Genomic DNA, 26,049 nt, shown 5'->3' with positions numbered 1-26,049 from the left:
GTTTGACCTCCCACCCAGGCAACCGTACTAATTCCCCTGAATTCCTTCAGCTTTGCCCGCTTCCCCGAACTGCTTCCAGCCGCTACCCAGCTGGGACCATGAGCCGCCCGACATTCCCGGCCATGCCTGGGAGTCCGGTGTGCCGATGGCACTGCCCGACGAAAGCGTTTGTTGTTGTGACGGGTTGGTTGTAGGGTTTGACGTCTGCAAATTTGATTGCACGTCCTCGGCAGCACGGTCAGCGCCATATGCCGTCAGAGACGCGAGCATCAGAGCGGCGGCAATCAGTTTCTGCTTCATGCCAACTCCTTACTTGAACAAAAGCGCGAGAAAAGAGACCAGAGTCGCTGGGAAACTGGTCCCCCCGCACCTGTCTATTGACTGCTTCCGGTCGCGCTCGAACTGCCCTGGCTTCCGCCCGATGCGGACGGCGAGCCGGCCGGACCGGTACTCCACACGGTCGACGAGTTGGTGTGATTCGAACCCGCGATCGCACCGGACCCGCCCATACCCGTCAACCCGGTGGCCCCAGCGTTGGCAATACCCTGGTCGTTCCCGCCCGAGGCCGTGTAGTGATTCGCGCCGAGTACGATCGTGGCGGTCACCCCTCCCGACAGCGCATTCGCGTTCTCGTTCGTGCTGCTGTTTCCACCGTACGAGCCTGCGGCACCGATACCGCCGCCTGCCGCGAACGCGCCCCCGTTCGAGCCCCAGCCGCTGGCCGTCGAAGTCGAGTTGTGAAAGGCGGTTGCCGTGCCGGTGGAACCAGCGGGTGTCACGGTACTTCCTGCGTTCGCGCCAGCGACCGAATTCGAATTGCTCGTATAGCTGCCGGAGCCGATCAGTACCGAACCGGAGACACCCGCTGCAACGGATTGCGTCTGGTTGGTCGTGGTCGATCCGGCGGCCAGTACGGCCGACGATAGGACGGTAAGCGCTGTCGCTAAAATGACTTTGGCTTTCATAGCAATCCCTTGCTCTGAGAAGGTTCGGCGGTGGCGGAGCCGGGTCTGCCCCGATCGAGCGGAACCCGGCATCCGCGCCGCCAGCCAATGACGAACGCTACGCGCCGCGGCTTAGTGGTGATACGTCCAGCCGATCGAGCTGGCATTCGCACCGCTGTTGCCGCCCGCTTGTGCGCCGCCAAAGCCGAAGCCGCCCACCGTCGACGTTTGGGTGTGGTTCGTGTACGAGATCGAACCGCTGCCCGGGCCTCCGGCAATCGCGCCGGCCGCGCCGAGTGCGGCACCCGAATCGGTCGCAGTGAAGTGGCCGAACCCGGCGACCCCGGCCATCGTCGAACCGCCGCTCGACGAGCTGGTGCTCGACACCGTGCCGCTGCCGGCGAATGCTGCACCCGAAACTGCCAGCACTGCTGCTGCAATCAGAAGCTTCTTCATGGTCGACTCCATAACGGCGTGGACGGAACAAGCAAGGAAAGCTGCACGCCTTCAACTTCCCTGCCTTGAGCAATCCTCAAAAAATAAGGATCACTATCAAATTACAAAAAATAGATTCACCGATAATTCGATATACCGCAATTTCGGCCAGTCGAATTTTAGGTTCGTATTTTTTAGTTTTCCGAACTTTTTTATAGGTATTTTCGATAATTACTATCGATTTTTGGATTATCGGAAAACAAATTGCCTCTCACACCCGCAAACGTGCATTCGCCGTTCGGGATTAATTTTTTCGATATTTTGCTCACACGGAATGCCGGCACATGGCATCCGATTCAGCGATCGAAAATACGTGAATATGGTTTTGCACCGCAAATGCAGCGCCATCGAAAACATGCGAGTTATCGTGGCTATAACAGGCCTGCATTACAGTCAGGCGGCATCGCTTCTCCCTGAGCTATCGACCAACGATCTGCCGGGCAATCCGGCCGACGAGCGTTCGAGCTAATCTGGACAGCGCCGGCATGCGCCCGGCGCAATCGATACGGCCCTGCACGGTCGAAGACGATTCGGCGTCAAGCTGTCCGGCACGAACAGCCTGGTCCTTCCGGACGAACCGAATGAAAGGAAGCACCGCTGTCGGCCGGTTGCCGTGCGGAACGCGCGGATGTGGGGAAACCGGCAGCGACGAACCCGCGACGCTGGCACTGCATCGCAAGTCGTACCCCAAGCTGTCTGACTACCCCATGAGTGCGCAAGGAATGCGCGGATCAAGATACCGCTTCTGGTCTTCATTGCCGTTTCCCCGACTGCTTATTGACGAGTTGGCCGCCCCCCATCTTTGTTGCTTCAGGTCGACCGCTCGCCGGTACGTCCAATACCGCAAGCAGCATGCCACGCATGAATCCACCGACCTTTGCGCGTCGCGACCCGCCTGCGTCGCCCCGTCATCTCGCCGAAACCCGCGCTTTTTGTTTCAGGAATGTATCGCAACAACGGCCGGCGACATGCATCGATCCTTGAATGCCACGAAGCAATGCCGGAAAGGCCGACGAATACGGCGCATCGGGCCTCGTGAAAGGCGCAACTGAACGGGTGTTTCAAACCTGAGAATGCACTGTCGCATATTCCGGTCGATGCGCACTTTTCGCCCGCGAAGCGCCTGCTGCGCCCGATTCGACGGCGTTTCGGTGCCGCGCCGAGCACGCATCGAATCGCGCGACATCCGTTTTCGTACGCCGATGCGACGGGCATCGAGGCGCTGCCGGATGTGCGTACCGCACAGAGCCCACCACGCGTTTGATTCATCCGTGAAAATACCGACGGGATCAAGCGTCGAGCGACAACGCAAGCGAGCGACAAAAAAGCAGATTCAGTTCGGGCCAGCACGACTTTCATCCGCCCGCATATTTGTGAAAAACCTGTGACGCTTGCGCACCGCCCTTCAATACGCCTGATCCATCTTTACTTTTCTCATTCGACTCGCCGACAGCCGATGCCGGCGACCGTCGCGTTTCAATGCGCAAATCCCGCTGGCTTCACGCCGGATCGGACGACGCGCGATACGCGGAGGAAACATTTCCGAATGGGGACATCGGCAGCAATTCTCATCGCTGAAACATGCTCGTGCAACGCTGGATTTACCACTGGAAATCCGCCGTAATACGATTTTTTGCGCATTTCGACAGGCCGCTTCGTACCGGGCCGGAAAATGCCGCATCCGTGCGCCAGATCGCAGGATTCATGCGTGAAACCGAAGCACATGTGCAGCGCGGCTGCGCGGTATGCGGCCCGGATGCAGCATGCAATTGGCGTCCCTGGCATGCCGATTGCTCGAGATTCGATTTCGATGTGCGCCAGTGCGACCCGCGTGCGGGGCCACGAATCGCCGCGTCGTTCCGGAAAACGACCGCCATCGCAACATGGCCGACACCGCAGTTACGTGCCGAGCAGTTCCTTCTTGCGCAGGTGCACGACGTCGCGCATCGGCGGCGCACCGAACAGCCGGCTGTATTCGCGGCTGAACTGCGACGCGCTTTCGTAGCCGACGGTCGCGGCCACCGAACCGACGTCGCCGCCCTGCCGCAGCAGCAACCGCCGCGCCTCGTGCAGCCGCAACTGCTTCTGGTACTGCAGCGGGCTCAGCGTGGTCACGTGCTTGAAGTGATGGTGTAGCGACGACACGCTCATGTTGACCGCCTGCGCGAGCGTGTCGACGCGCATCGGCTCCGCGTAGTGATCGCGGATCCACTCGATCGCGCGCGCGATCCGGTGCGTCTGGCTGCCCGCGACGGCCATGTGCCGCAGCCGCGTGCCCTGCCCGCTCGTCATCAGCCGATACAGCAATTCCTTTTCGATCAGCGGTGCGACCACCGGAATGTCGGCTGGCGTATCGAGCAGCCGCAACAGCCGCAGCGCGGCATCGAGCAGCGGCGGCGTCAGCTCGGTAAGCGCGATGCCCTCGCCTTCGGGGCCCGCGTCGGGTTCCGGCAGCCGCATCTCGGCCGCGAGTTCGACGATGCGCTGCGGATCGAGCGTGAGCGACAGGCACAGATAAGGCGCGTCCGGCGACGCCTGCGTGACGCGCGAGAGAATCGGCAAGTCGATCGACGCAATCAGGCAATTCCGCGTGTCGTATTCGTAAGCCTGGCCGGCCACGATCACGCGCTTCGCGCCCTGCGCGGCGATCACGAGCGCGGCGCGCGACACGCCGCAACCGAGATCGACCGGATGCGTATGCCGGTGCAGCATCAGTGCCGGCACGGCCGTCGAGTGGGAACCGTCCGCGGGCGCGAAACGGCCGATCAGCGACGCCAGCTCGCGCCGCCCGGATTCGCGCGACGCCGCGATATCGGTCATGTCCATGACGGATTCCTCGCTTGATTTCCCTGAATCGCGGGAGCATAGCGAATCGCTCGCCGCCGCGCCGGGGATTTGCAGGATTGTTCAATAAATTTGCAGGATTGGGTAGCCGTAAAGACCGACCGTTCGCGCACACTGCCACCTGATCCGGCGCATGCCGGGTTTTCCCCACGGAGACAAAAAATGCCCACCACGTTTGTCCTGAACGGCAAGAGCGTCACGCTCGACGCCGATCCGTCGATGCCCGTCCTCTGGGCGATCCGCGAACACGCGGGGTTGACCGGCACGAAGTTCGGCTGTGGCATGGCGCAGTGCGGCGCCTGCACGGTCCATCTCGAAGGCCAGGCCGTACGCTCGTGCGTGCTGCCGCTCGCCGGCATCGCGGGCAAGCACATCACGACGATCGAAGGGCTGCAGAGCAAGCCCGCGCAGGCCGTGCAGGCCGCCTGGGTGAAGCTGCAGGTGCCGCAGTGCGGCTATTGCCAGTCCGGCCAGATCATGTCGGCCACCGCGCTGCTCGAACAGAATCCGAAGCCGACCGACGACGACATCGATGCCGCGATGAACGGCAACATCTGCCGCTGTGCGACCTACGCCCGCATCCGCGCCGCGATCCACGACGCGGCCACGACGCTGGGAGCCTGACCATGACGATCGAACTCGACAATCCCGGTTCGGTGCGACCGTCGCGCCGCACGTTCCTGAAGGCCGCGGGCGCCGCGGCCGCCGTCAGCCTGACGATCGGCTTCGAATGGGCCGGCCTCGGCCGCCGCGCGCTCGCCGCGACGGCACCCGCCGCCGATTTCGCGCCGAACGCGTTCCTGCGCATCACGCCCGACGGCGCGGTCACGGTCATCGCGAAGCACGTCGAGATGGGCCAGGGCGCATACACGGGCATCGCGACGATCGTCGCCGAGGAGCTCGACGCGGACTGGTCGAGCGTGCGCGTCGAAAGCGCGCCGGCCGATGCGAAGCGCTATGCGAACCTCGCGTTCGGCACGATGCAGGGCACGGGCGGCAGCTCGGCCATGTCGAACTCGTGGCAGCAGCTGCGCGAAGCAGGCGGCAAGGCGCGCGCGATGCTCGTGTCGGCCGCGGCGGCCCGCTGGAAGGTGCCGGCCGGCGAGCTGACCACCGCGAACGGCGTCGTCACGCATGCGAAGAGCGGCAAGACGGCCGCCTACGGCACGCTGGTTGCCGACGCATCGAAACTGCCGGTGCCCGACAAGGTCACGCTGAAGCAGCCGGCCGATTTCAAGCTGATCGGCCATCGCATTCCGCGCGTCGACGCGTCGGCCAAGTCGAATGGCACCGCGCATTTCACGCTCGACACCACGTTCCCCGGCATGCGCGTCGCGCTGTTGCAGCGCCCGCCGCGCTTCGGCGCGACGGTCAAGTCGTTCGACGCGACGGCCGCGAAGGCCGTGCCGGGCGTCGTGGCGGTCGTGCAGGTGCCGCACGGCGTCGCGGTCGTCGCGACCGGCTTCTGGGCCGCGAAACAGGGCCGCGACGCGCTGAAGATCGACTGGGACGAAGCGAACGCCGAAAAGCGCGGCTCGGACGAGATCATGCGCGAATACCGGCAGCTCGCCGCCAAGCCCGGCGCGTCGGCGCGCAAGGACGGCGATGCCGACGCGGCGATCGCGGGCGCCGCGCGCAAGGTCAGCGCGACCTACGAATTCCCGTATCTCGCACATGCGCCGATGGAGCCGCTCGACGCGGTCGTCAAGCTGACGGGCAACAGCTGCGAGATCTGGGCCGGCGACCAGTTCCAGACGGTCGACCAGGGCAACGCGGCCAAGGTTGCGGGCCTGAAGCCCGAGCAGGTGCAGATCCACACGCTGTACGCGGGCGGCAGCTTCGGCCGGCGCGCGAACGCGTGGTCGGACTACGTGGTCGAGGCCGTGTCGATCGCGAAGGCGCTCGGCGCGGACGGCAAGCCAGTCAAGCTGCAGTGGACGCGCGAGGACGACATCCAGGGCGGCTTCTATCGCCCGATGTACTTCCACAAGCTCGACGCGGGGCTGACCGCGGACGGCCGGCTGGTCGGCTGGCGTCATCGGATCGTCGGCCAGTCGATCCTCGCCGGCACGCCGTTCGAGCCGTTCATGGTGAAGAACGGGATCGACGCGACGTCGGTCGAGGGCGCGGCGAACCTGCCGTACGCGGTGCCGAACGTGTCGGTCGAACTCACGACCACCAAGGTCGGCCTGCCCGTGCTGTGGTGGCGCGTGGTCGGCAGCTCGCACACCGCGTATGCGGTCGAGGCATTCATCGACGAAGCCGCGCACGCGGCCGGCAAGGATCCGTACCAGTTCCGCCGCGACCTGCTCGCGAAGGAGCCGCGGATGCGCGCGGTGCTCGAGCTGGTCGCGCAGAAGGCCGGCTGGGATCCGGCAAAGCCGCTGCCGAAGGGCCGCGGGCGCGGGATCGCGGTAGCCGAGGCGTTCAAGAGCTATGTCGCGCAGGTGGCCGAGGTGTCGGTCGACGCGGACGGCAAGGTGAAGGTCGAGCGTGTGGTGTGCGCGGTCGACTGCGGGATCGCGATCAACCCCGACATCGTCGCCGCGCAGATGGAAGGCGGCATCGGCTTCGGGCTCGGCGCGGTGCTGCACAGCGCGATCACGCTGAAGGACGGCCAGGTCGAGCAGCGCAACTTCGACGGCTACCACGTGCTGCGGATGGCGGAGATGCCGAAGGTCGAGGTGCATATCGTGCCGTCGGCGGAGGCGCCGACCGGCGTCGGCGAGCCGGGTGTCGCGCCGATCGGGCCGGCGGTCGCCAACGCGATCTTCGCGGCGACCGGCAAGCGGCATTACGTGCTGCCGTTCGATTCGGGCGATCACGCGAAGGCTTGACGGGCGGAAAGGCGGAACGCCGGGCCGGCCGCGTAACGGGAACGTTGCGCGGCCGGTTTTTTTGTATCGCGCGCCCATCCGCCGCCCGGAATGCGATGCGACAGCCCGGATCGCTTACTCCTGTTCGACTTCCGGCCACAACCTAGGGAAAAGAAATCGAAGTGCCGCAAGCGGCAGCCCGAAGGAAAGCTCGCCGCGGTGAGAAGGAGAAGTCAGAAGCCCGAAATCGAGCAGCGATCGAACGATGCGGCGCGCCAGCACGTCGCTTACACCAAGCATCTGCGTGAATTCCGCGCGCGTGACGGCACGACGCAGCGCCACGAATTCCATGGCCAACGCTGCGGTTTCCGCCTTGATGACCGATTTTTCCGAGCGGATGCTCCAAGGATTGAATTCCAAGTAACGTAACAGGTCCAGCATACGCGCCGTCACGCCGTCGAACGCTGTCATATGGACCATGAATCCGACCTGATCCGCACAGCAGTCCAGAAAGAACCGGGCGAACTTGACGAGCCCTTCCTGCGACAAGTTGCCCCGTCCGTCCAGATCGTTGCGTCGAGTCTGATCGGCTTCGCTCAGCCTCGCGTAATACTGCTCATGCTCGCGCGCCAACCCGCGAAGCGGCGACCACAGCCCATGGGTGAGATCAGCGGCACGGAATCCAAGATGCGAATGCAGACGCGCCACCCGGCCGTTACCATCCATGAACGGATGCACCCATGCCAGGCGATGATGCGAGCAAGCGATCCCGATCACTTGATATTCCTTCGGACGGATACGCGCGTAACGTGCCGCCCAGGCCTGAAGCAACGGCTCGATCATCTCCGGCTCCGGCGCCAGATGGCGTCCGACCGTCACATGCGACCGCCGAAGCTCGCCGGGAACAATGATTTGTCCACCCTCGGCGAGTCGTTCATCCGCAGGCAAACAGGAAAAGAACCGCGCGTGGATGGCCGAGATTCGCGCGGGCTCGAACAGCGCGGCGACCGAAAGGGCTGCCCATTCTTCCTCGAGCGCCGCTTCCGTTGCGATATGCGCGACCGCGAAGCGTTGCTTCCTGCGCTCGACGATATCGGACGAGTAATCGCGATGAAGCGCGGCCTCGATCCTGGCCGGGGTCGTATGCTGGCCTTCGATCTTGTTCGTGTAGTACGAATTCATTGCGCGTAACTGGGGAACGAGCGCGCGGGCCAATGGCGTATCCCTCACTGCGAGCAATCGCTGCGACGCATCAACGAGTTGCCCGGCCTGGTCAAGCAGCGGATCGAGGACACGGTCCTCGGGAAACAGCGGTTCGAAGGTAGCAACTGTCGTCATGCTTCGCCGTAGGGTTCCATGTAGGGTTTGATGTAGGGTTTCAAGTCGCCAATTTTAGCAACTTATATCCATGATTTATATGAAATTTTCTCAATACCGAGTCGGGTTTTATGTAGGGTTCCATGTAGGGTTTTTTGCTGGAACGCGCAGCACGCGGCGCGGCGGGCCGGCGACTCGTCATCGGCTCGTCCCCACGTTACGCCCCCCCGTAACGCCCGTAACGTTCCCCATCGATGCTACGTAACAATCCTTCAATATTGCTCCGACCCTTCCGAAACCGGCCACGTGCCTCGCGTTAAAAATTCTTTTAGATTCAAGGCTGGCGCGCCGCACGCCTCGCCCCCCCGTCCTTCGTTCCCCCCCAGTCCGTCCCTGGCCCGGAAGTTGCGGTACATGACCTGCAAACACTCCTTTACGGACATGCGAGGGCCAACATGGATTGCAAATACCTGTACATCGACAACATAAAAATCAACTTCGTGCGCCGCACGATCGAAATCGACAACAAAGTCGTCGACGTCACGCCGCGTGAATTCGATGTCGTCGAATTCCTGCTCGACAACATGAACAAGATCGTGCCGCGGCAAGCGATCCAGGAAGCGGTCTGGGGCCGCGAGCTCGGCGTGTCGTCGCGCACGCTCGACACCCACATCTCGCGCATCCGCTCGAAGCTGCAGCTCGATCACGACAAGAACCTGCGGATCATCCCGATCTATGCAGTCGGCTATCGCCTGGTGCTGTTCGGCGCGGCCATGACGCACGTCGAGCGCCACGACGTGGCGCCGATCCTGCGCGCCGCCCCGCAACTGGCGCTAGCCGCCGACTACGTGTAACGCGTAACGACGCTCACCCGCGCGCCGCCAGCCCCTGCGCGGCGCGCCGGCAAGCCTCCCCTCGCCGCGCCGCGCATTCGACGTGCGGCGCCTCGCGGCCCGGCACGCCTGCCCGGCCGCGACACGACCGCCGCCTCCGGGCGGCGGTCGCATTTGGGCGGGCGACGCCGCACGCGGCCACGCCGCCGCGCAACTGCCTTCGTAGCTCGCCGCCGCTGGCGCGTCCGCCGGATGCGCGCGACTACGGATTCCGGCGCGGCGCGCGACCGGTGCCGTCCCTACAATCGACGCAGCAGCCGCGCGCCTTCCGCGCCGCCGGCCACAACAACCCGTCGAACCAACGCCGAATCCGCCCTGATCCCGCCCGTGCCTGCGCTGTCCCTGACGAATGCCGACGCCGGCGACGCCGCGAACCGGGCGCCGCCCGCCGCTGCCAGCCCGGCCGTCGCCGCGCCCGCCATCGCGCCCGCGCCGGTCGCGGTCGCGCTCGACGCGTCGCCCCACCTGCCGCGCCTGTCCGCCGCCGCCGCGCGCGGGCTGTCGCATGCATACGGCGCAACGGCCGCGGTGCCGGTCACGCTCGGCGAACACGCGTACGAGGTGCGCTGGCGCGTCGATGCCGAACCGGCCGCCGACGCGCATGCGTACCGCTTCGTCGTCGGCCCGGCCGCCGGCTCGCTGTGGATCGACCCGGTCGCGGAAGGCGAGTGGCTCGGCGACGCGGCCGACCCGGCCGTGCCGGCCGTGATCCGCGCGGCGCTGCTCGCCGACCTCGCCGCGCCGCTCGCGACCGTGCTGCAGGCCGCGACGCGGCAGCGCGTGGAATTGCTGCCACCTCCGGCGAGCGTGCCCGCGTGGCGCACCGCGCCGGCCGCGCTGCGCTTCGAGCTGCGTCGCGCCGACGGCGCATGGCGCTGCCATGGCGCCCTGCTGTTCGATGCGCCGGATGCGCTCGCGGTGTTCTTCGCGACGCCGGCCGCCGCGCGGCCCGATACGCGCGCCGCCTATGCGAGCCTGCCGGTGCCGCTGGTATTCGAGATCGGCCGGACCGAGCTGACGACGGCCGAGCTGGCCGACGTCGTCGGCGGCGACATCATCGCGATCGAGCGCTGGCGCGCGCACGAGCAGAACCTGCTGTGCGTCGCGCGGGTGCCGGCCGCGCCGGCATGGGAGATCACCGGACGGCCGTCGGGCAACCGGCTGACCGTCGAACGAATCAGGGAGATGCCTTTGGAACCGACCCGCACCGACACCCCGCCCGCGACCGCGCACGAAGCGTCGCCGGACGATGCGCCGCGCTCGCTCGACGGCCTCGCGGTCGACCTGCGTTTCGAATTGCCGCCCACGTCGATCCCGCTCGGCGAACTCGGCGCGCTGCAACCCGGCGCGGTGATCGAGCTGCAGCAGGGCATCAACCAGAGCGTGATCCATCTGGTCGCGAACGGGATGCTGATCGGCACCGGCCACCTGATCGCGGTCGGCCAGAAGCTCGGCGTGCGCGTCGTCACGCTGACGCAGCCCGCGCCGCGCGAGCGCTGAACGATGGGCAGCCTGCCGAATCCGGTCGCGCTGATCGCGGTGATCGCCGCGCTCGGCATCGCGCCGTTCGCGGCGCTGATGGTGACGAGCTATACGAAACTCGTGGTCGTGCTCGGCCTGCTGCGCTCCGCGCTCGGGATCCAGCAGGTGCCGCCGAACCTCGTGCTGAACGGCATCGCGCTGATCCTGTCGCTGTTCATCATGGCGCCGGTCGGGATGTCGATCCGCGACGCGCTGCAGTCCCGCCACTTCGACGCATCGGGGCAGCTGTCGACCGCCGATATCGGCGTGCTCGCCGATGCCGCGCTGCCGCCGATCAAGGATTTCCTGGTGTCGCATACGCGGCAGCGCGATCGCGAATTCTTCGTGCGCACCGCGACGTCGGTCTGGCCGAAGAATCGCGCGGACGGCATCAAGGACGACGACCTGCTCGTGCTGGTGCCGAGCTTCACGCTCGCCGAGCTGACCAAGGCATTCCAGATCGGTTTCGTGATCTATATCGTGTTCATCGTGGTCGACCTGCTGGTCGCGAACATCCTGCTCGCGCTCGGGATGCAGATGATCTCGCCGACGACGATCTCGGTGCCGTTCAAGCTGCTGCTGTTCGTCGCGCTCGACGGCTGGTCGCTGCTCGTGCACGGACTCGTGCTGTCGTATCGCGTGGCGGGGGCGGGATGAACGCGCGCGGCCGGCGCTCCGCCGTTGCGAGCCTGTGCGCGCTGATCGCGACGCTCGCACTGGTGCTCGCCGGGGCGGGCATGCAGCCGCGCAGCGCGCACGCGGCCGGCAGCGCCGCAGGCTTCGCGCAGCTCGCGCGCGCCTGCGCGCCGAACGTCGATCCCGACACGCTCGCCGCGCTGGTACGCACCGAGTCCGGTTTCAATCCGTATGCGATCGGCGTGGTCGGCGGCCACCTGACGCGCCAGCCCGCGTCGCTCGACGAAGCGCGCGCGACGGCGAGCGAGCTGGCCGCGCGCGGCTTCAGCTACAGCGTCGGCCTCGCGCAGGTGAACGAGCGCAATTTCGCGAAATACGGCCTCGACGACACGACGATGTTCGAGCCGTGCCGCAACCTGCGGGCGGGCGGCGCGATCCTGACCGAATGCTTCGCGCGTTCGTCGAACACCGGCCGCGCCGCGCAGGCCGCGTTGCGCGCGGCGCTGTCGTGTTACTACAGCGGCAACTTCACGACCGGTTTCTCGAGCGGTTATGTGAGCCGCGTCGTCGCGAGCGCGCAGCGCAACGCGCGCGAAGGCGGCGTCGAGCCGATTCCGGTGGTCAGCGATACGCCGCCGCCCGCGCGACAACGGCGCATGGACGCCGTCGCGACCACGCCGCCCGAGCGCGCGCGACGGCTCGCGTCGCCGGCGGCATCGGCCGACGCGCCGTCGTGCCATGCGCGCCCCGTCGTGATGATGTGCCGCGGGTTGCCGGCGAGCCAGGCGAAGCGGCTATGCGTACGGTGTCTCGATCAGTGACCGAATGATCGCGCGCGGCACCGCAGGCCCGCGTTCGTGCCGTTTTCAGGGGTCCGAACGACGCGGCGCGGCGGCACCACCGCACCCCGCGCCCGTCTCGTAGCCCGCGCCGCGCCCGTACGCCGGCCGCCTCGCCCCGCTACGAAACAGCGGTATCTGCGCCGCAATGCGCGTCCGTACACTCGAACGATCGCGTCGCGACGTGCAGGGCGTCGTGCGTGCCGCGCATCGCGCGGTTCAACGGAGACGAGCATGCTGTTGATCGACGGATTGGGACTGGGTGTCAACTGGCAGCGCTTCCTGTCGGATACGCTGAATCCGGTCGTCGCGCCGCCGCCCCCGCCTCCCCCTCCGCCGAAGAAGGACGATCCGGCCGCGGGGCCGGCGAACCCCACCGCCGCACCGCCGATTCCCGTCAGCGCGTCGCTCGCCACCGATCCGTCGAAGCCGACCAACGCGGAGATCACGTCCGCGACGTCGCTGATCCAGAGCATGGCCGCGCAATATACGGCGCCGCCGCCCGACATCACCGTCGAGAACGACAAGACGCGCGCGGTGCAGAAGGCGATCCAGGACGCGCAGACGAAGTACGACAACGCGTCGCAGACGCTGCAGGGCGCCCAGAACGTCCTGCACCTGGTCAATCGCGACCCCGAGTCGACGGCCGACGACCGCAAGACCGCGCAAGCCGACTACGCGAAGGCGCGCACGTCGGCCGACACCGCGCAGCGCGAGCTGAACGTGACGACCGACGCCGGCTACATGATCCTGTACGGCGAACAGGCGAACGCCGACATGCCGGCCGGGATGAAGATCGACGATTCCGGCAAGGTGACGGACCCGGGCGACGCGCAACACGCGGCCGACCAGCAATTCAAGACGCTGCTGGCGGCATTCCCCGATCACGCGAACGATCCGAACTGGGTGCCGCAGGCAAGCGACTGCAAGAACCCGCTGCAGATCCGGCTCTACGACGATTGGCAGACCGCGAGCGCGAAGGCGGCCGTCGGCGCGTCGAAGTACTACGCGGACGTCGCGAATTCGAACCTCGCGTATACGCAGTTCCAGTCCTATCTCGCCGATCCGGACTACCAGGCCGCGCTCGATGCGGGCGTCGGCCGCCTGAACGACGCGCTGCAGCCGCTGGAGCTGCAGGTCACGATGCCCGATGCGCCCGCTTCGCGGGACGACGCACAGCAGGCCGTCACGTCGGCCGCGAAGGATGCGAACTATGCGAATGCCGCGTACGGCGCGGCCAACGACAGCCTGACGCTCACGAACGCCCAGCAGCAATACGATTCGGCCCGCGGCAAGGAAGGGCCGACGGTGATCGTCCCGAATGCGGTGTCGAACGCGAAGACCGCGCTCGCCCGCGCGCAGACGGCCGCGAACACGAGCGGCGGCTATCTGCAGATGCTGTCCGCGCAGCGTCAGGTCGACACGCTGCAGGCCGACTATACGAAGAAGCAGGACGCATCCACCGCGTGGCACAAGGACAATCCGCACGCGATGATCAAGGATCCGCAGGTCGATCTCGACCTCGGCGACGCGTATGCGAAGCTCGACCAGGCAAAGCAGCAGGCAAGCATCGCGCACGATGGCTTCGTCGCCGCGTACGGCGCGACGCTCGCGCAGCAGTACGACGATCAGGCATCGCAGATCAAGGCGCGGGTCGACGCGCAATCGCCGTTGACGAAGCCCACGCTCCCGTCGCTGCTGCTGACGCCGTCGCTGTCGACCGCGAGCGGCCTGCCGCCCCTGCCCGCGTCGTCGCCGTCGACGGCAGCGTCCGCCGCCCCCACCGGCACGCCGGCGCTGCCGAGTGCGTCGCCGCTGCAAGCGCCGACGTTGTCGAGCGCGAACGGCACGTCGTCGCTGCCTGCATCGCCGCTGCTCGACAGCCCGTTCCTGCTGCCGCAGTCCGCGCACCCGTCGGCCGCGCCGACCGGCCCGACGATGCTCGACGTGAAGCGCATGCAGGTGGCCGCGGGCGCGATCCGCGCGGCCGACAGCCGGTTGTCGGATTCGGTCAACGAGCGCGCGACCCAGGCCGCGCTGTCGCAGGCGCGTATCCAGCAGACGCAGGCGAAGAGCACGCTCGCGTCGGTGCAGCAGCAGTACGACGACTGGGCGGCTGCGAATCCGCCGCCCGTGCGCTTCCGCTATGTCGCGGGCGACGACATGATTCCGGCGCCGTCGATGCCGCGCCCGAACCTGTACCAGGACCAGCTGGACAAGGCGAAGGCGGCCGTCACGCAGACGGACAACGCGGTGCAGCGCCTGCAGTTGCTGAGCGAGACGTCGCACCAGCAGGTGTTGATGGACCAGTTCGACGCGGGGCTCGACGAACGGCTGCGCTACGCGGCGTCCGGCTCGGACGCCGAGAAGGACTACACGAAGGCGCTGCACGATTTCTACGAAGCGCATCGCGGCGAGTTGTCGAACTCGCTGCTCGACGCGGCGAGCGCGAGCACGAACAACGGGGGCACGATCGCGTTCGGCAAGCTGACCGACAACGAGCAGCGCAACCTGATCGGCGTCGCGCTCGGGATGCAACCCGACGTCCAGAACGACGCATCGTCCGGCGACGGTTCTGATGCCGTATCGCCACTGAAGGACGACGTCGCGCGTTTCACCGACAAGGACAAGCTGTCGACGATCAACGGCGTGCGCGACAAGCTGCTGTCGATCGGCGGCGGCGCGACAACGCAGGTCAGCGTGCTGCCGATGGTGTATGCGGCGAAAGATGCCGGCATGACCACGAGCGCGCTCTTCAAGGTCAGCGGCAAGGACGGCACGCAATACGTCGACGAGACGGCGAGCACCTACGACGACATCAACGACTACATCGACAACAACGAGCTGTCGAAGGACGGGACCGTCGATATCGCGACCGGCCACAACGCGGACGGCACGCTGCAACTCGTGTCGAGGGCCGCGCATCATGAAAGCGGCTTCGACAGTTTCCTCAATACGCTGACCAGCACCGGCCTGAACATCGGCATGATGGTCGGCGGGATGGCACTCGAAGGTCTCGGCACGCTGCTCGACGGCACCGGCATCGGCGCGATCGTCGGCGTGCCGCTGAACATCCTCGGCGCGGGGATGATGTACACGGCGATCGGCGCGACGATGACGAGCGCCGGGCTCGACCTGGCAAACCGCGCGGAGCACGGGCGCAGCCTCAACCCGTTTACCGACGCGGGCGCGCGGGCGGACTTCATCAATCTCGTGCCGATGGGCGCGGCAGGCGCCGCGAAGCTCGCCGGCAGCAAGCTGTTCACACGCGCGGTGACCGCGCTTACGCGCACGCCGAAAGTCGCGTCGGTGCTGGCCACGGGCGCGCGGACCACCGCCGTCGTGACGGGCGTGGGCGGCGCGGTCGAGGCGTTCGGCGAAGCCGGCTACGACTATTTCGTCACCGGCGACAAGAAGGCGGCCGGCGAGGAACTCAAGTCCGGGCTCACCAACGTCGCGCTGATGGCCGCGGGCGGCCTCAAGGAGCGCGCGGTGACGTCGGTGCGCACGCGCACCGGCCGGCCGGTGCCGATCCGCGGGACCGACGGCAAGACCGTCACCGTCGACAGCCAGACGATCGGCCGGATTCTCAACGGCGCCGACGCGTCGTCGCTCGCGGCCGGCCGCACCCGCGTGACGCTCGACGGCGAAGCCGTCAAGGTGTCGCCGGACGGCACGCTGCGCGTGGGCGACAAGGTGCTGACCTACGACAACAAGCCGATTCGCGTGCTCGACCGCGCATCGGCCAGGCGCTTGCCGCCCGGCGAATCGGTGGTGCTCGGCGAGGACGGCACGCTGTCCGTCGTGTCGGCGTCGCCGAAGAACTGGACCAACGGCACGCGCGTCGACGACGTGACCGGCACCGGCGAGCGCATGTCGTTCGGCCCCGAAGGCGAGATGAGCGTGACGCCGAAGATCGTCGCGAAAGCCCCGCTCGACATCCTGCAGCATGTGCTCGACCAGGCGAGCGACGCGTACCGGCAGACGGCCGCCAGCACGCAGGCGCCACGCCGCCTCGCGCAAACGGCGGCCGAAGGCGAGACCGCGAGCGTGTCCGCCGACGCACGCAGCACGCGACGCACCAGCGAGGCGCGCGCACGCGTCCAGCAGCAGCGCGACGAAACCGATGCCGAACGCAGCACCACCGCGAGCACGAATCGGCGCAGCGCCGACACGCAATCGATGCGCTGGCGCCCTGTCGAGACCGACGACGCGACCGGCCCCGGCACGCGCGCGAAGCCGGACGGCGCGCCGCCGCGCGTCAACGCGAAGGTCATCGACCTGGCGGACGATGCGAGCGCCATGCGAACGGCGACTTCCGACCCGGCCGGCATCGCGGTGCCGCGCGGGCCGAGCGCCGAGCCGATGGAAGTCGGCGATCGCACGGTCTACGTCGTGCGCAGCGGCGCGACGCCTGACGCGCCCGGTGCGCGGCCGTCCGCGCCGCGCCCGCAGGATCTCGAGGAACCGGTGATCGTCGTTGCCGGCGAGCACGACGCGGCGCTCGCGGCCGAACTCGCGAACCGCTGGCAAAAGCCCGTCTATGCGGCCGCGCCCGACGCGTTCAACGCGGACGGCCAGTTGCACGCGCAGGCGCGCGTGCTGCGCTTCGATCCCGCACCGGAAACGGCCGCGGCGAACGAAACCGGCCTGCCGGCCGGCGTCGCGCCCGACGAAGCGTCGCCGTCGGCGCCGCGCGCCGCCGCCGCCGACGACACGGTGATCGTACTGGCCGGCAAGCGCGGCCCGAACGAACCGGCGATGCCGCGTACGGCCGCGCCTGCCGAGCCGGTCAATGCACTCGACGGCGTGTTCAGCGCGCCGAACCGCGTGCTCGTGCTCGTCAAGCCGGATCGCTCGGGCGCGCCCGAGCGCGCGGCGGAGCGCGACACGACCGCCGCCGATCGCGGCCCGCGCGCGCCCGGCACCGCCGACGGCAAAGCCGCGCGCGCGCCGGCGGGCGGCGAGCGTCGCACTGCGGCGAACGACGACATCGGCCTCGCCGCCGCGCACCCCGAAACGACGGAAACCGCACCGCCCGACCACGGGGCATCGAATCCCGGCTGGATCACGCGGATGCAGATGCGCTTCGGCGGCGCGGCGCTGCCCGAGGCCGCGCAGGCGCTCGCGATGCAGTCCGGCACGCTCGCGACGCAGTTGCGCATGCTGCAGGACGCCGGCTGGCGCGTGACGCTCGGCAAGCGCGGCGGCGGCAGCCGCATCGATCCGCGCAAGCGCCGCGTGACGATCGACGGCGCCCTCCAGCATCCTGGCAGCATCACGTACACGCTCGCGCACGAGGCACGGCATGCCGTCGAGGCGATGGCCGGCGTGCTGAACCTCGACTACGGCAACCGCAGCCGCTTCACGCGCAAGGCGCTCGAAGCCGAGGCGCGCGCGCAGATCAACGCGTTCGAGGCGCGCTACGAGATCCAGCTCGCGGGCGGCGGCGACATCGCCGCGCACGTGCGCCTGCCCGATGCGATCGAGCGCGAAGGCGCCGCATGGCGCGCGCCGTCACACGACTACGCGGGCACGGTCGGACGCCTCGTCGACGCCTTCGCCGATTCACCCGTGTCGGGCCGCGACGGCGAGACCTACCGCGACTTCTACGACGACGTGTGGTCGCGCCAGAAGCGCCGCGGCGGTATTCCGCGCCGGATGCCGGCGCCGCAGACGCGCGAGACCGGCGACGCGCCGCGTGGCGTGCGCAGCTTCGACGACCGGGTCGCGTGGAGCCGCGCGCATGCCGAATACGCGTCGCCGTTCGGCGACGGGCCGGTGCCTGCCGTGGCCGACCTGCAGGCGGCCCGCAGCCGCCACTTCACGATGCTGCAGGACGAAGGCGTGCTGATGCTGCACGCCGACACGCTGCCGGACGGCACGCTGCTCGCCGGCGGGCGGCCGGCCGGCGTACACGAATACGCGCTCGACCAGGCGCCGGCGTTCCTCGTGCAGGACGGCTATTCGATCGTGCTGTCCGCGAAGCACGGCGGCGATGCCGCCGCCGCACAACTCGCGAACCTGTGGCAGCGCCCGGTGTATGCGCCGCCCGCGCACGCGGTGGGCGAGCGCGCGGCGCTGCTCGACACCGGCGTGTTCCGCCGCTACGACCCGGCGCCCGCGGCACCGCACGACCTCGGCCCGCTCGCGGCCGATGCCGAAGGCGTGCACGTCGAAGGCAGCCCGGCCGCGCGGATCGACGTCGAGCGCCACGTCGGCGAACTGCTCGGCTCGGGCGGCGAGAAAACCGTGTTCGCGCTCGGCCACGATGCCGCGCTCGCGGTCTACGACACCGGCCCGCATACGTCGGAAGGCCGCCAGATCGAAGCGGCAATCGACGAAAGCATCGCGCTCGACGACCTCGCTTCCTACGGGCTGAAGACCGTGACGATGAACGGCCCGTTCTCCGCGCTGAACCGCGTCGCGGTGCTGTACCGGCCGCTCGGCGTGTTCCACAGCTTCGGCTTCGAGACGGGCGCGCTGCCGCGCGTGGTGTCGCGCGCGGCACTCGAGCACATCCGGCAGATTCGCGACGTCGTCGAAAGCACGGGCATCGGCTTCGACCTGCAAGGCATGTTCACGCGCGACGGCGATTTCCTGCTGAGCGACCCGGGCCCGATCGGCATGGGCGCGGGCGAGCACTTCACCGCGCTGCAGCGGCTCGCGGTGATCGAGCGCGCGCTGACGCAGGGCCTCGAGCGCGGCAACATCGAACTCGCGCATCCGCGGCTCGCCGAAACGCCGGCGCCCGATGCGTTCGTGCAGAAGCCGTCGGTCATCACGCGCGTGCGGATGCGCTTCGGCGGCGCGCCGCTGCCGAAGGAAGCGTACCGGCTGATCGACGCATCGAGCCTGCTGTCGCAACAACTCCGGCTCGGCGGCGAGGCCGGCTGGAAGGTCGTGCGCGGCAAGCCGGGCGGCGGCAGCAAGATCGATACGCGGCGGCGGCGCGTCACGATCGACGGCGGCCTGCAGTCGGCGGGCTCGATGGTCTACGTCCTCGCGCACGAAGCACGCCACGCGGTCGAGGCCGCGACCGGCACGCTGGGGCTCGACTACGGATCGACGCAGCGCTACGTGCGCTCCGCGCTGCTCGCGGAAGCGCGCGCGCAAGTCAATGCCTTTGCGGTCCGTGACGAGATCCGCGCGAACCTCGGCATCGATATCGGCAGCCACGTCGCGCTGCCCGACGCGATCGCGAACGAATACGGCCGCGCGCGGGCCGGCGACGCCGCGTCGATCGCGCGCCTCGCCGACGCGTTCGAGCACGCACCCACGTCGCTCGACGGCGGCGTGACCTACGGCGAACTGTATCGACGCCAGGCGCAGGCTGCGCAGCGCGCCGGCGTCACGATGCCGGCCCCCGCGCGCGACACGGCCGCCACGCTTGCCGACGAAACGGCATGGTCGCGCGCGCGGCCCGTGAAGGCATCGCCATTCGACGGCAAGGCGGCAGCCGGCGTCGACGCGCTGACGCTCGACCGCTCGGGCCCGCTGTCCTACGATCGCGACGGCGGCATCGTGATCGTGCATGGCGTCACCGACGCGCAAGGCCGCCTCGTCGATCCGGACGGCAAGCCGTACACGCCGGTCGAGGTCACGCTCGCGCACCGCTCGGTGCTCGGCCTGCCCGGCTCGTCCGTCATCCTGTCGGCGCGCAACGGTCGCGACGCCGCGGCATGGCTCGCGAACATCTGGCAGCGCCCCGTCTACGCACCGCCGACGATCGCGGTCGGCTTCGGCGCCGAAGCGCGGCTCGGCCACACGAACGCGTGGCTGCGCTACGATCCGGCGCCACACCAGCGTCCGGACCTGGGCCCGCTCGACGTCGACGGCAACGGCGTCCACGCGAGCGGCGATCCGGGCGCGCGCCTGCCGGTCGAGCGCTTCACCGGCGCGGCAACCGGCGCGGGCATCGAGAAGACCGTGTTCGAACTGGGCCGGCGCAACGCGATCGGCCTCTACCAGGGCACGGACAATCGCGCGATCCTCGGCCACATCGAATCGATCCGGCTCGAGCAGGAAGGACTCGCGGCGCTGCGCGCGCACGGGCTGCGCACGCTCACGGTCGGCGGCCCGTTCGCGGCGTTCGATCGCGTGGCCGTGATGTACGCGCCGTTCGCGTCGCTCAGCAGCCACGACGTGATGGCCGGCGTGCTGCCGTCGCGGGTCACGCGCGACGCATTCGCGCAGCTCGACCGCGCACGCGACATCACCGCGCAGCACCGCCTCTACTACGACTTCGAAGGCGTGTTCGACGCACGCGGCGACTTCTATCTGAGCGACCCGTCGACGGTCATGGCCGATGCGCCGAAGCTGAACGTCGAAGGGATCGTCCGCGAGATCGGCACGCTGCGCGTGATGCTGGAGGACGGCATCGCGCGCGGCGCGATCGAGCTCGCGCATCCGGGCATCACCGAACACCTGCCGCCCGACGCGTTCGTGCAGAAGCCGTCCGTCATCACGCGGATCCGGATGCGCTTCGGCGGCGCGCCGCTGCCGAAGGCGGCGCATGCGCTGGTCGACCGCTCGAACCTGTTGCGCCAGCAGCTCGCGCTTGCGGACGAGGCCGGCTGGAAAGTCGTGGTTGGCCGCGCCGGACGCGGCAGCCGGATCGATACCGCGAAGCAGCGGATCGTGCTCGACGGGCAGTTCCACGGCACCGGCACGCTCGTCTACACGCTCGCGCACGAAGCACAGCACGCGGTCGAGACGATCACGCACCGGCTCGGGCTCGATCGCTCGTCTCCCGAAGCGCTGACCGACAGTGCGCTGATGGCCGAAGCGCGCGCGCAGGCGAACGCATTCGCGGTGCGCCGCGAGATCCTCGACGACGCCGGTATCGACATCGCGAAGGACGCACGCCTGCCCGACGCGATCGCGCGCGAGGCCGACCGCGTGACGCCTGGCGACGAAACCGGGCTGCGCCGGCTCGCGGCCGCATTCGGCGACGTCGCACCATCCGTGCCGGGCCACGCGACTTATCGCACCTACTACGCGAGCCAGGCCGACACGATGCATGCAAGCGGCATGCCGCGCGAGATGCCGGCGCCCGCGCCGCAGCCGGCGTCGAACGCGCCGGTCCCTGCCGCGACGCCGGACGCCGCGAGCCGGCAGCATGCGCTCGATCATCTCGCGTCGCACGGCAAGCGCGACCTGATCCGTATCGACGGCTCGCAGCTCGCGTCGCTCGCGCAGATGAAGGACGCGTTCGGCACGAACGCGTACGTGCTGATCGCCGAGCATGAACAACGGCCGGCCGATGCGGTCGATGCAAGCCATCCGCAGCCGAAGTTCGTCGCGAGCCTGCGCACCGACGAGAACGGCACGTTCGTCGACAAGGCCTCCGCCGATCCGGCCGTGCCGATTCGGGACGAGGTCTATCGTGCGCTGAAGGACAACGGCACCGCGGAGCGCGCGGACGTCGATTTCTACGTGTCGCCCGTTCCGCTCGCGGAACTGCGCGAGTATGGCGGCGCCGCTCGCATCACGGCGCGCAGCGACGGCCGCGCATGGGAAGCCGAGCAGGCGGCGGCCGCGCCCGACGCGAACGTCGTCACGACGTTGAAGTCGCTCGTCGATGCACCGCGCTTTCGCCGGCCGAAGCAGGCCGCGAAGGCAGCCGGCGACGGCGCGACGCTTTACGCGATCGACAAGAAGACCGGCAAGGTGCTCGGCTACGCGACGCGCGACGCCGCGCACGACTGGACCTATCACGAGTCGACGTCGCTCGGCGACGCGACGATCGCGCCGCGCGAACTGGGCGCCGCGTTCCGCAGGCGTGCGCGCGACCTGTCCGGCGGCCGGCGCGGCGTGCGGTTCGTCGTGACGGACGTCGCGCACGACACGGTCGAGCGCTACGGCGGCTTCGCGCCGGCGGAAATGCGCAAGGCGCTCGGCGACGAAAAGGCGCCCGTGCAGAAACTCGGCACGCGCGTGCAGCGCGGCCTCGCGAAAGCCGATCCCGGCGTGCGCCGCAAGATCGCCGAGATCGAGGGCGCCGACAGCCCGTTCCTGCCGCCGAAGCTCGTCCCCGACAGCGAGCAGCTCGCGGTCGACTTCAGCGGCGCGAACACGCTGCACCTGATGCGCGCGCTGGAGCTGAAGGCAATCCCCGGCGATCACTACGTGTACGTGTACGAGACCGACCATCCGGTCGCCGAATCGCTGCACACGCGTCGCGGCATCATCGCGATCCACGACGGCAATGCACGCTGGTACGACGACGCCGAGCAGCTTCGCGACCACCCGGATGCGGGCCGCCCGCTCGACGAGATGCCGCTCGGCCGTGGCCCGTTCGGCGCGAACCAGCACTTCCTGCTGTCGACGCTCAAGCCCGAAGCGTTCGACCCGCGCGCGATCGCCACGCAGAAGGCCGCGCTCGCGCAACGCCTCGCGCAGCTGCTCGACGAAAAGTCGTATTTCGACGCGCTGCCGCAGAAGTTCGACCTCGCGACGCGCTGGATCCGCACGCAGATCGCCGGCCAGATCGATCGCGTGAAAGCGGCGCAGGCCGACCTCGCCGCCGCCCAGCAAGCCGCGCGGCAGGCCGCGCAGCCCGCTGCCGGCGGCGCGGCCACCGGCCCCGCCGGCCGGATGCGCAATGCGATACGCGGCAAGGGCGGCAGGCTGCGCGGCCGCCGTGCGGCGAACCGCGCCGCCAACACGCCGGCCACGCCGAAGGCACCGAAGACGCCCGCAGCCAAGCCGCTGACGCTGCGTCCGTACCAGCCGAGCCTGGGTTCGAGCACGGTTGCGGAATGGGTGATGCGCTACGGCGCCGCGAAGGTGTCCGAATGGTTCCCGACGGTCGAGCGCGTGAAGGCGGTCGCCGCGCGCAAACGCCAGCCCGATGCCGGCGGCCTCGCGCTGAACGACGAGCCGCAGACGATCCTGGCCGACGCGCCGATGTGGAAGGCGCTCGGCAACCGCATCGGTCTCGCGCGCGAGGTGTCGAGCATGCCGTCGCGCGGGCCGGTCGCCGATCCCGCCGGCGATCACAACCGGTTCGTGAAGTGGATGCAGGCGTACGCCACGCGCCACAGTGCTGCGCGCATGATCGACAAGCGCGTGATCCAGGCGTTCGTGCGCGCACCGGCCGAGATCCAGGACCGCGTCGCGCCGATGGCGCGCGCGTTCAACCTGCGCGACGATCCCGCGCTCGCGGTGCGCCAGATCGAGCAATACGGCGGCGCGATGCCCGTCGTGTCGATTCCGGTCGATCCGCACACGCTCGCCGCCGCGCGCGGCGGCAAGCACGATCCGGCGTTCATCCGGCGCGCGCGCCAGTTCGGCTCCCCGATCGGCGCGCGCTACAACGAGGCCGACGCCACGATCACGCGCGAGGCGCCGGACGGCACCACGCGCACGCTTGAACTCGACGACGTCGCGCATCTGCACCAATGGCTCACCGCGTCATCGCGCTACGGCTTCCAGCTTCGTCTCGAAGCGGCGTCGGGCCGCCCGCTCGTGTCCGCGGAGGACCGCCGCACGATCGCCGGCACGAACGACAGCTACGCCGAGTACGCGCGGCTCATGACGTCGTTCGAGACGTGGTCGCACGATCACGCCGGCGAGCCCGCGCCGAACGTGATGCTGAGCTTCCACGGTTGGGACGCCGTGCTCGAACCCGTTCCGGGCGCGGGCCACGTCGAGTTGCTCGATGCGCTGCTCGACCGCAAGGCGATCGACTGGCTGCATGTCGGGCTGTCGTACGGCACGCACGGCGCCGACTTCGTCGCGAACCAGGATCTGACGCGCGCGCTGGCGGAACGGATCGTCGACTATTACCAGACCGACCATGACGGCAAATTCGCACGGCTGCACGGCGCCGACGCGCTCACGCGCGTGTTCGAACCGGTGAGCCCCGAGGCATTCGCGAACCAGCAGCAGGTGCTGTTCGCGGAGATCTCGCGTATCGGCAAGTCGAAAGGCCTGTCGGACGATACGCTCGCGACGCTGCGCGGCGAGCTGTACGAACGCAACACGACCGCGCTCGTCAACCAGGCGCGCAAGGCAACCATCGACCACGCGATGACGCAGTGGACAGCGGCGAATCACCCGCCCGCCACGCGCACCGAAAAGCTCGCCCGCCGCTTCGGCGAACGCTGGCTCGCCGACGCCGGCACTCGGGCTCCCGCGCGCGGCACCGTCGTGTCGACCGCCGATCCCGCGGGTCCGCTTGCCGGCAGCCGCGCGTACTGGCAATCGGTGGTCGAGCGCGAAGCGCTGAAGAACGACCCGTCGAAGCCGATCAGCGTCGGCCGGCAGATCGCGGCGAACCCGAAACAGGCGAAGGTGATCGAGGAAATGCAGGCGCTCGCGCAGATCAACGCACTGCGCGTGCACCGACCGTCGTTCCGCAAGGCGGAGCTGTGGAAGTCGATCGGCTTCAGCTCGCTCGTCACCGGTGCGGGTGCGCTCGTGATCGCCGATACGCTCGGCGCGACGCATCTGCTTCGGCAGGACATGCTGGGCAGCGCGACGTCGTCGTTCCTGCTCGGCTCGCGTCTGGGCCGCGTGTTCCAGGTGATGCACCAGGGTGCGGTGCGCAGCCTGCAGGCCGGCGACCCGAAGGCCGCGCAGGCGGTGCTCACGCGGCTCGAAGTGACGCTGTCGCGGCAACTGCGGTCGGGCGCGCACGACTATGGCCAGAACCGGCGCGCCCAGCTCGAGCAGGTATCGAACGAAGCGCGCACGCTGGCCGCGCAGTATGTCGAGCTGAATCGGGTCGGGCTGATGAGCTTCGACGATGCGACCACGCACATCAAGGCGCTCGCCGCGGACGTGCTCGCGCAGATGCAGGGCACCGTCGGCGGCACGTCGCTGCAGCAGCTCCATACCGGCAACCCGCGTCACCTGTTCGGGATCGCGGGCCGCGCCGGCGCCGCGATCACGTCGACCGCCACGCTCGCGGTCGGCATCAGCGGCGTCGTGCACGCGCACGGCGCGTTCGATCTCGCGTACGGCTCGGCCGCCATCGCGAGCGGCGCGTTCGGCGCCACCTATGCGGGGCTCGTCTACACGATCGGCGCGCACCGCGTGAATGCCGACAAGCGCAGCCGCATCGTACGCTTCACCGATTCGGCGAGCGACTTCATGGCTGTCGCGTACGGCGGCCTCGGCACCGGCGTGCAGTGGAGCGGCGGCCATTACGATCTCGCGATCGCGACCGGCGTATCGACCGCCCTGCTGCTCGGCGGGCGCCTGAACACGCATTTCCCGAACGCGACGCCATTGATCAAGAAAATCCCGACGGCCGTCGTGCTGATCCCGGTCGGTGCGTTCGCGTACAAGCTGATCGAGAGCTTGTGGACGACGTTCTTCGGATCGGGGTCCGGATCGTCGAATCAGCCGAAGTCGTCGCAGTCGAATCTCGCGCCCGGCGCATCGCCGAGTGCATCGCCGAGTGCGTCCCCAACGGCATCGCCGAGCGCCTCGCCGACCACCCCGGCGTCGCCGCCGGCCAGCGCCACGCCGTCGCCGTCGAGCACGCAACCGTCGCCGTCACCACAGCCCTATATCGTCGTCGACGGCGACTCCCTGTGGGTGATCGCGGATCGCCACCGTCAGTCGCTGCTCGATGCCGCTCACGTGTCGCGCGCCGACCAGCAGAAGATGTCGGTCGGCCAGCAGGACGTGGCCGCGTTCCGTGAGATCGTGCAGCTCAATCCGGCGGCCGCGGCGGATTCCGCACACCTGCAGATCGGGTTGCCGCTGAACGTCGGCTGAGCGTCAACCG

Annotated in this window: 13 protein-coding genes; 8 read left to right on the top strand and 5 right to left on the bottom strand. The window is 68.5% G+C overall.

Going from position 1 to position 26,049, the window contains the following annotated elements:
• Positions 1-27: 27 nt before the first annotated feature.
• From DIE15_RS22450 to DIE15_RS22440, 3 genes are all read right to left on the bottom strand, one after another.
• On the bottom strand, positions 28-300 hold the full coding sequence (locus DIE15_RS22450; RefSeq protein ID WP_082664857.1) for a hypothetical protein: 273 nt from the start codon (positions 298-300) through the stop codon (positions 28-30).
• 74 nt (positions 301-374) lie between these two features.
• Positions 375-965, bottom strand: a complete 591-nt coding sequence (locus DIE15_RS22445; RefSeq protein WP_124834369.1) for a hypothetical protein — start codon at positions 963-965, stop codon at positions 375-377.
• Positions 966-1,076: 111 nt separating this feature from the next.
• Positions 1,077-1,400: a hypothetical protein gene (locus DIE15_RS22440; protein ID WP_057928888.1), complete on the bottom strand. Its 324-nt coding sequence runs from the start codon at positions 1,398-1,400 to the stop codon at positions 1,077-1,079.
• Here DIE15_RS22440 and DIE15_RS37100 point away from each other — a divergent pair.
• The gene (locus DIE15_RS37100; RefSeq protein ID WP_185734533.1) at positions 1,399-1,908 is read left to right on the top strand and encodes a hypothetical protein; all 510 of its coding nucleotides are present in this window, start codon (positions 1,399-1,401) and stop codon (positions 1,906-1,908) included. The two genes, DIE15_RS22440 and DIE15_RS37100, sit on opposite strands and share 2 nt — an antisense overlap.
• Positions 1,909-3,338: 1,430 nt before the next feature.
• Here DIE15_RS37100 and DIE15_RS22430 read toward each other — a convergent pair.
• Positions 3,339-4,265 (bottom strand): AraC family transcriptional regulator, encoded by a 927-nt coding sequence (locus DIE15_RS22430; protein WP_057928838.1) that lies wholly within the window; start codon positions 4,263-4,265, stop codon positions 3,339-3,341.
• A 180-nt stretch (positions 4,266-4,445) separates the two neighbouring features.
• Between DIE15_RS22430 and DIE15_RS22425 the strand changes: the two genes are divergently transcribed.
• Positions 4,446-4,907 carry a (2Fe-2S)-binding protein gene (locus tag DIE15_RS22425; RefSeq protein ID WP_124834368.1) on the top strand — a complete coding sequence of 154 codons (462 nt, stop codon included), beginning with the start codon at positions 4,446-4,448 and terminating at the stop codon, positions 4,905-4,907.
• Positions 4,908-4,909: 2 nt separating this feature from the next.
• Entirely contained in the window at positions 4,910-7,120 is a 2,211-nt protein-coding gene (locus tag DIE15_RS22420; protein ID WP_124834367.1) for a xanthine dehydrogenase family protein molybdopterin-binding subunit, read from the top strand.
• Positions 7,121-7,234: 114 nt separating this feature from the next.
• Here the strand turns inward: DIE15_RS22420 and DIE15_RS22415 are convergent, their stop codons facing one another.
• Positions 7,235-8,437 (bottom strand): Fic family protein, encoded by a 1,203-nt coding sequence (locus DIE15_RS22415; protein WP_124834366.1) that lies wholly within the window; start codon positions 8,435-8,437, stop codon positions 7,235-7,237.
• Between the two features lie 434 nt (positions 8,438-8,871).
• Here DIE15_RS22415 and DIE15_RS22410 point away from each other — a divergent pair, with 434 nt between their 5' ends.
• From DIE15_RS22410 to DIE15_RS22390, 5 genes are all read left to right on the top strand, one after another.
• Complete coding sequence (locus tag DIE15_RS22410) at positions 8,872-9,270, top strand: winged helix-turn-helix domain-containing protein (protein ID WP_057928842.1); 399 nt, start codon at positions 8,872-8,874, stop codon at positions 9,268-9,270.
• A gap of 366 nt (positions 9,271-9,636) precedes the next feature.
• Entirely contained in the window at positions 9,637-10,809 is a 1,173-nt protein-coding gene (sctQ, locus tag DIE15_RS22405; RefSeq protein WP_057928843.1) for a type III secretion system cytoplasmic ring protein SctQ, read from the top strand.
• A 3-nt stretch (positions 10,810-10,812) separates the two neighbouring features.
• On the top strand, positions 10,813-11,487 hold the full coding sequence (gene sctR / locus DIE15_RS22400; RefSeq protein ID WP_057928844.1) for a type III secretion system export apparatus subunit SctR: 675 nt from the start codon (positions 10,813-10,815) through the stop codon (positions 11,485-11,487).
• Positions 11,484-12,287 carry a lytic transglycosylase domain-containing protein gene (locus DIE15_RS22395; protein ID WP_124834365.1) on the top strand — a complete coding sequence of 268 codons (804 nt, stop codon included), beginning with the start codon at positions 11,484-11,486 and terminating at the stop codon, positions 12,285-12,287. Before sctR ends, DIE15_RS22395 begins: the two co-directional genes overlap by 4 nt.
• 252 nt (positions 12,288-12,539) lie before the next feature.
• On the top strand, positions 12,540-26,039 hold the full coding sequence (locus tag DIE15_RS22390) for an LWXIA domain-containing protein (RefSeq protein ID WP_124834364.1): 13,500 nt from the start codon (positions 12,540-12,542) through the stop codon (positions 26,037-26,039).
• The last annotated feature ends 10 nt before the right edge of the window (positions 26,040-26,049 follow it).

The sequence above is a fragment of the Burkholderia sp. Bp9031 genome (assembly GCF_003857965.1).
GTDB classification, from domain to species: domain Bacteria; phylum Pseudomonadota; class Gammaproteobacteria; order Burkholderiales; family Burkholderiaceae; genus Burkholderia; species Burkholderia ambifaria_A.
This window is presented reverse-complemented; position numbering and strand designations above follow the sequence as displayed.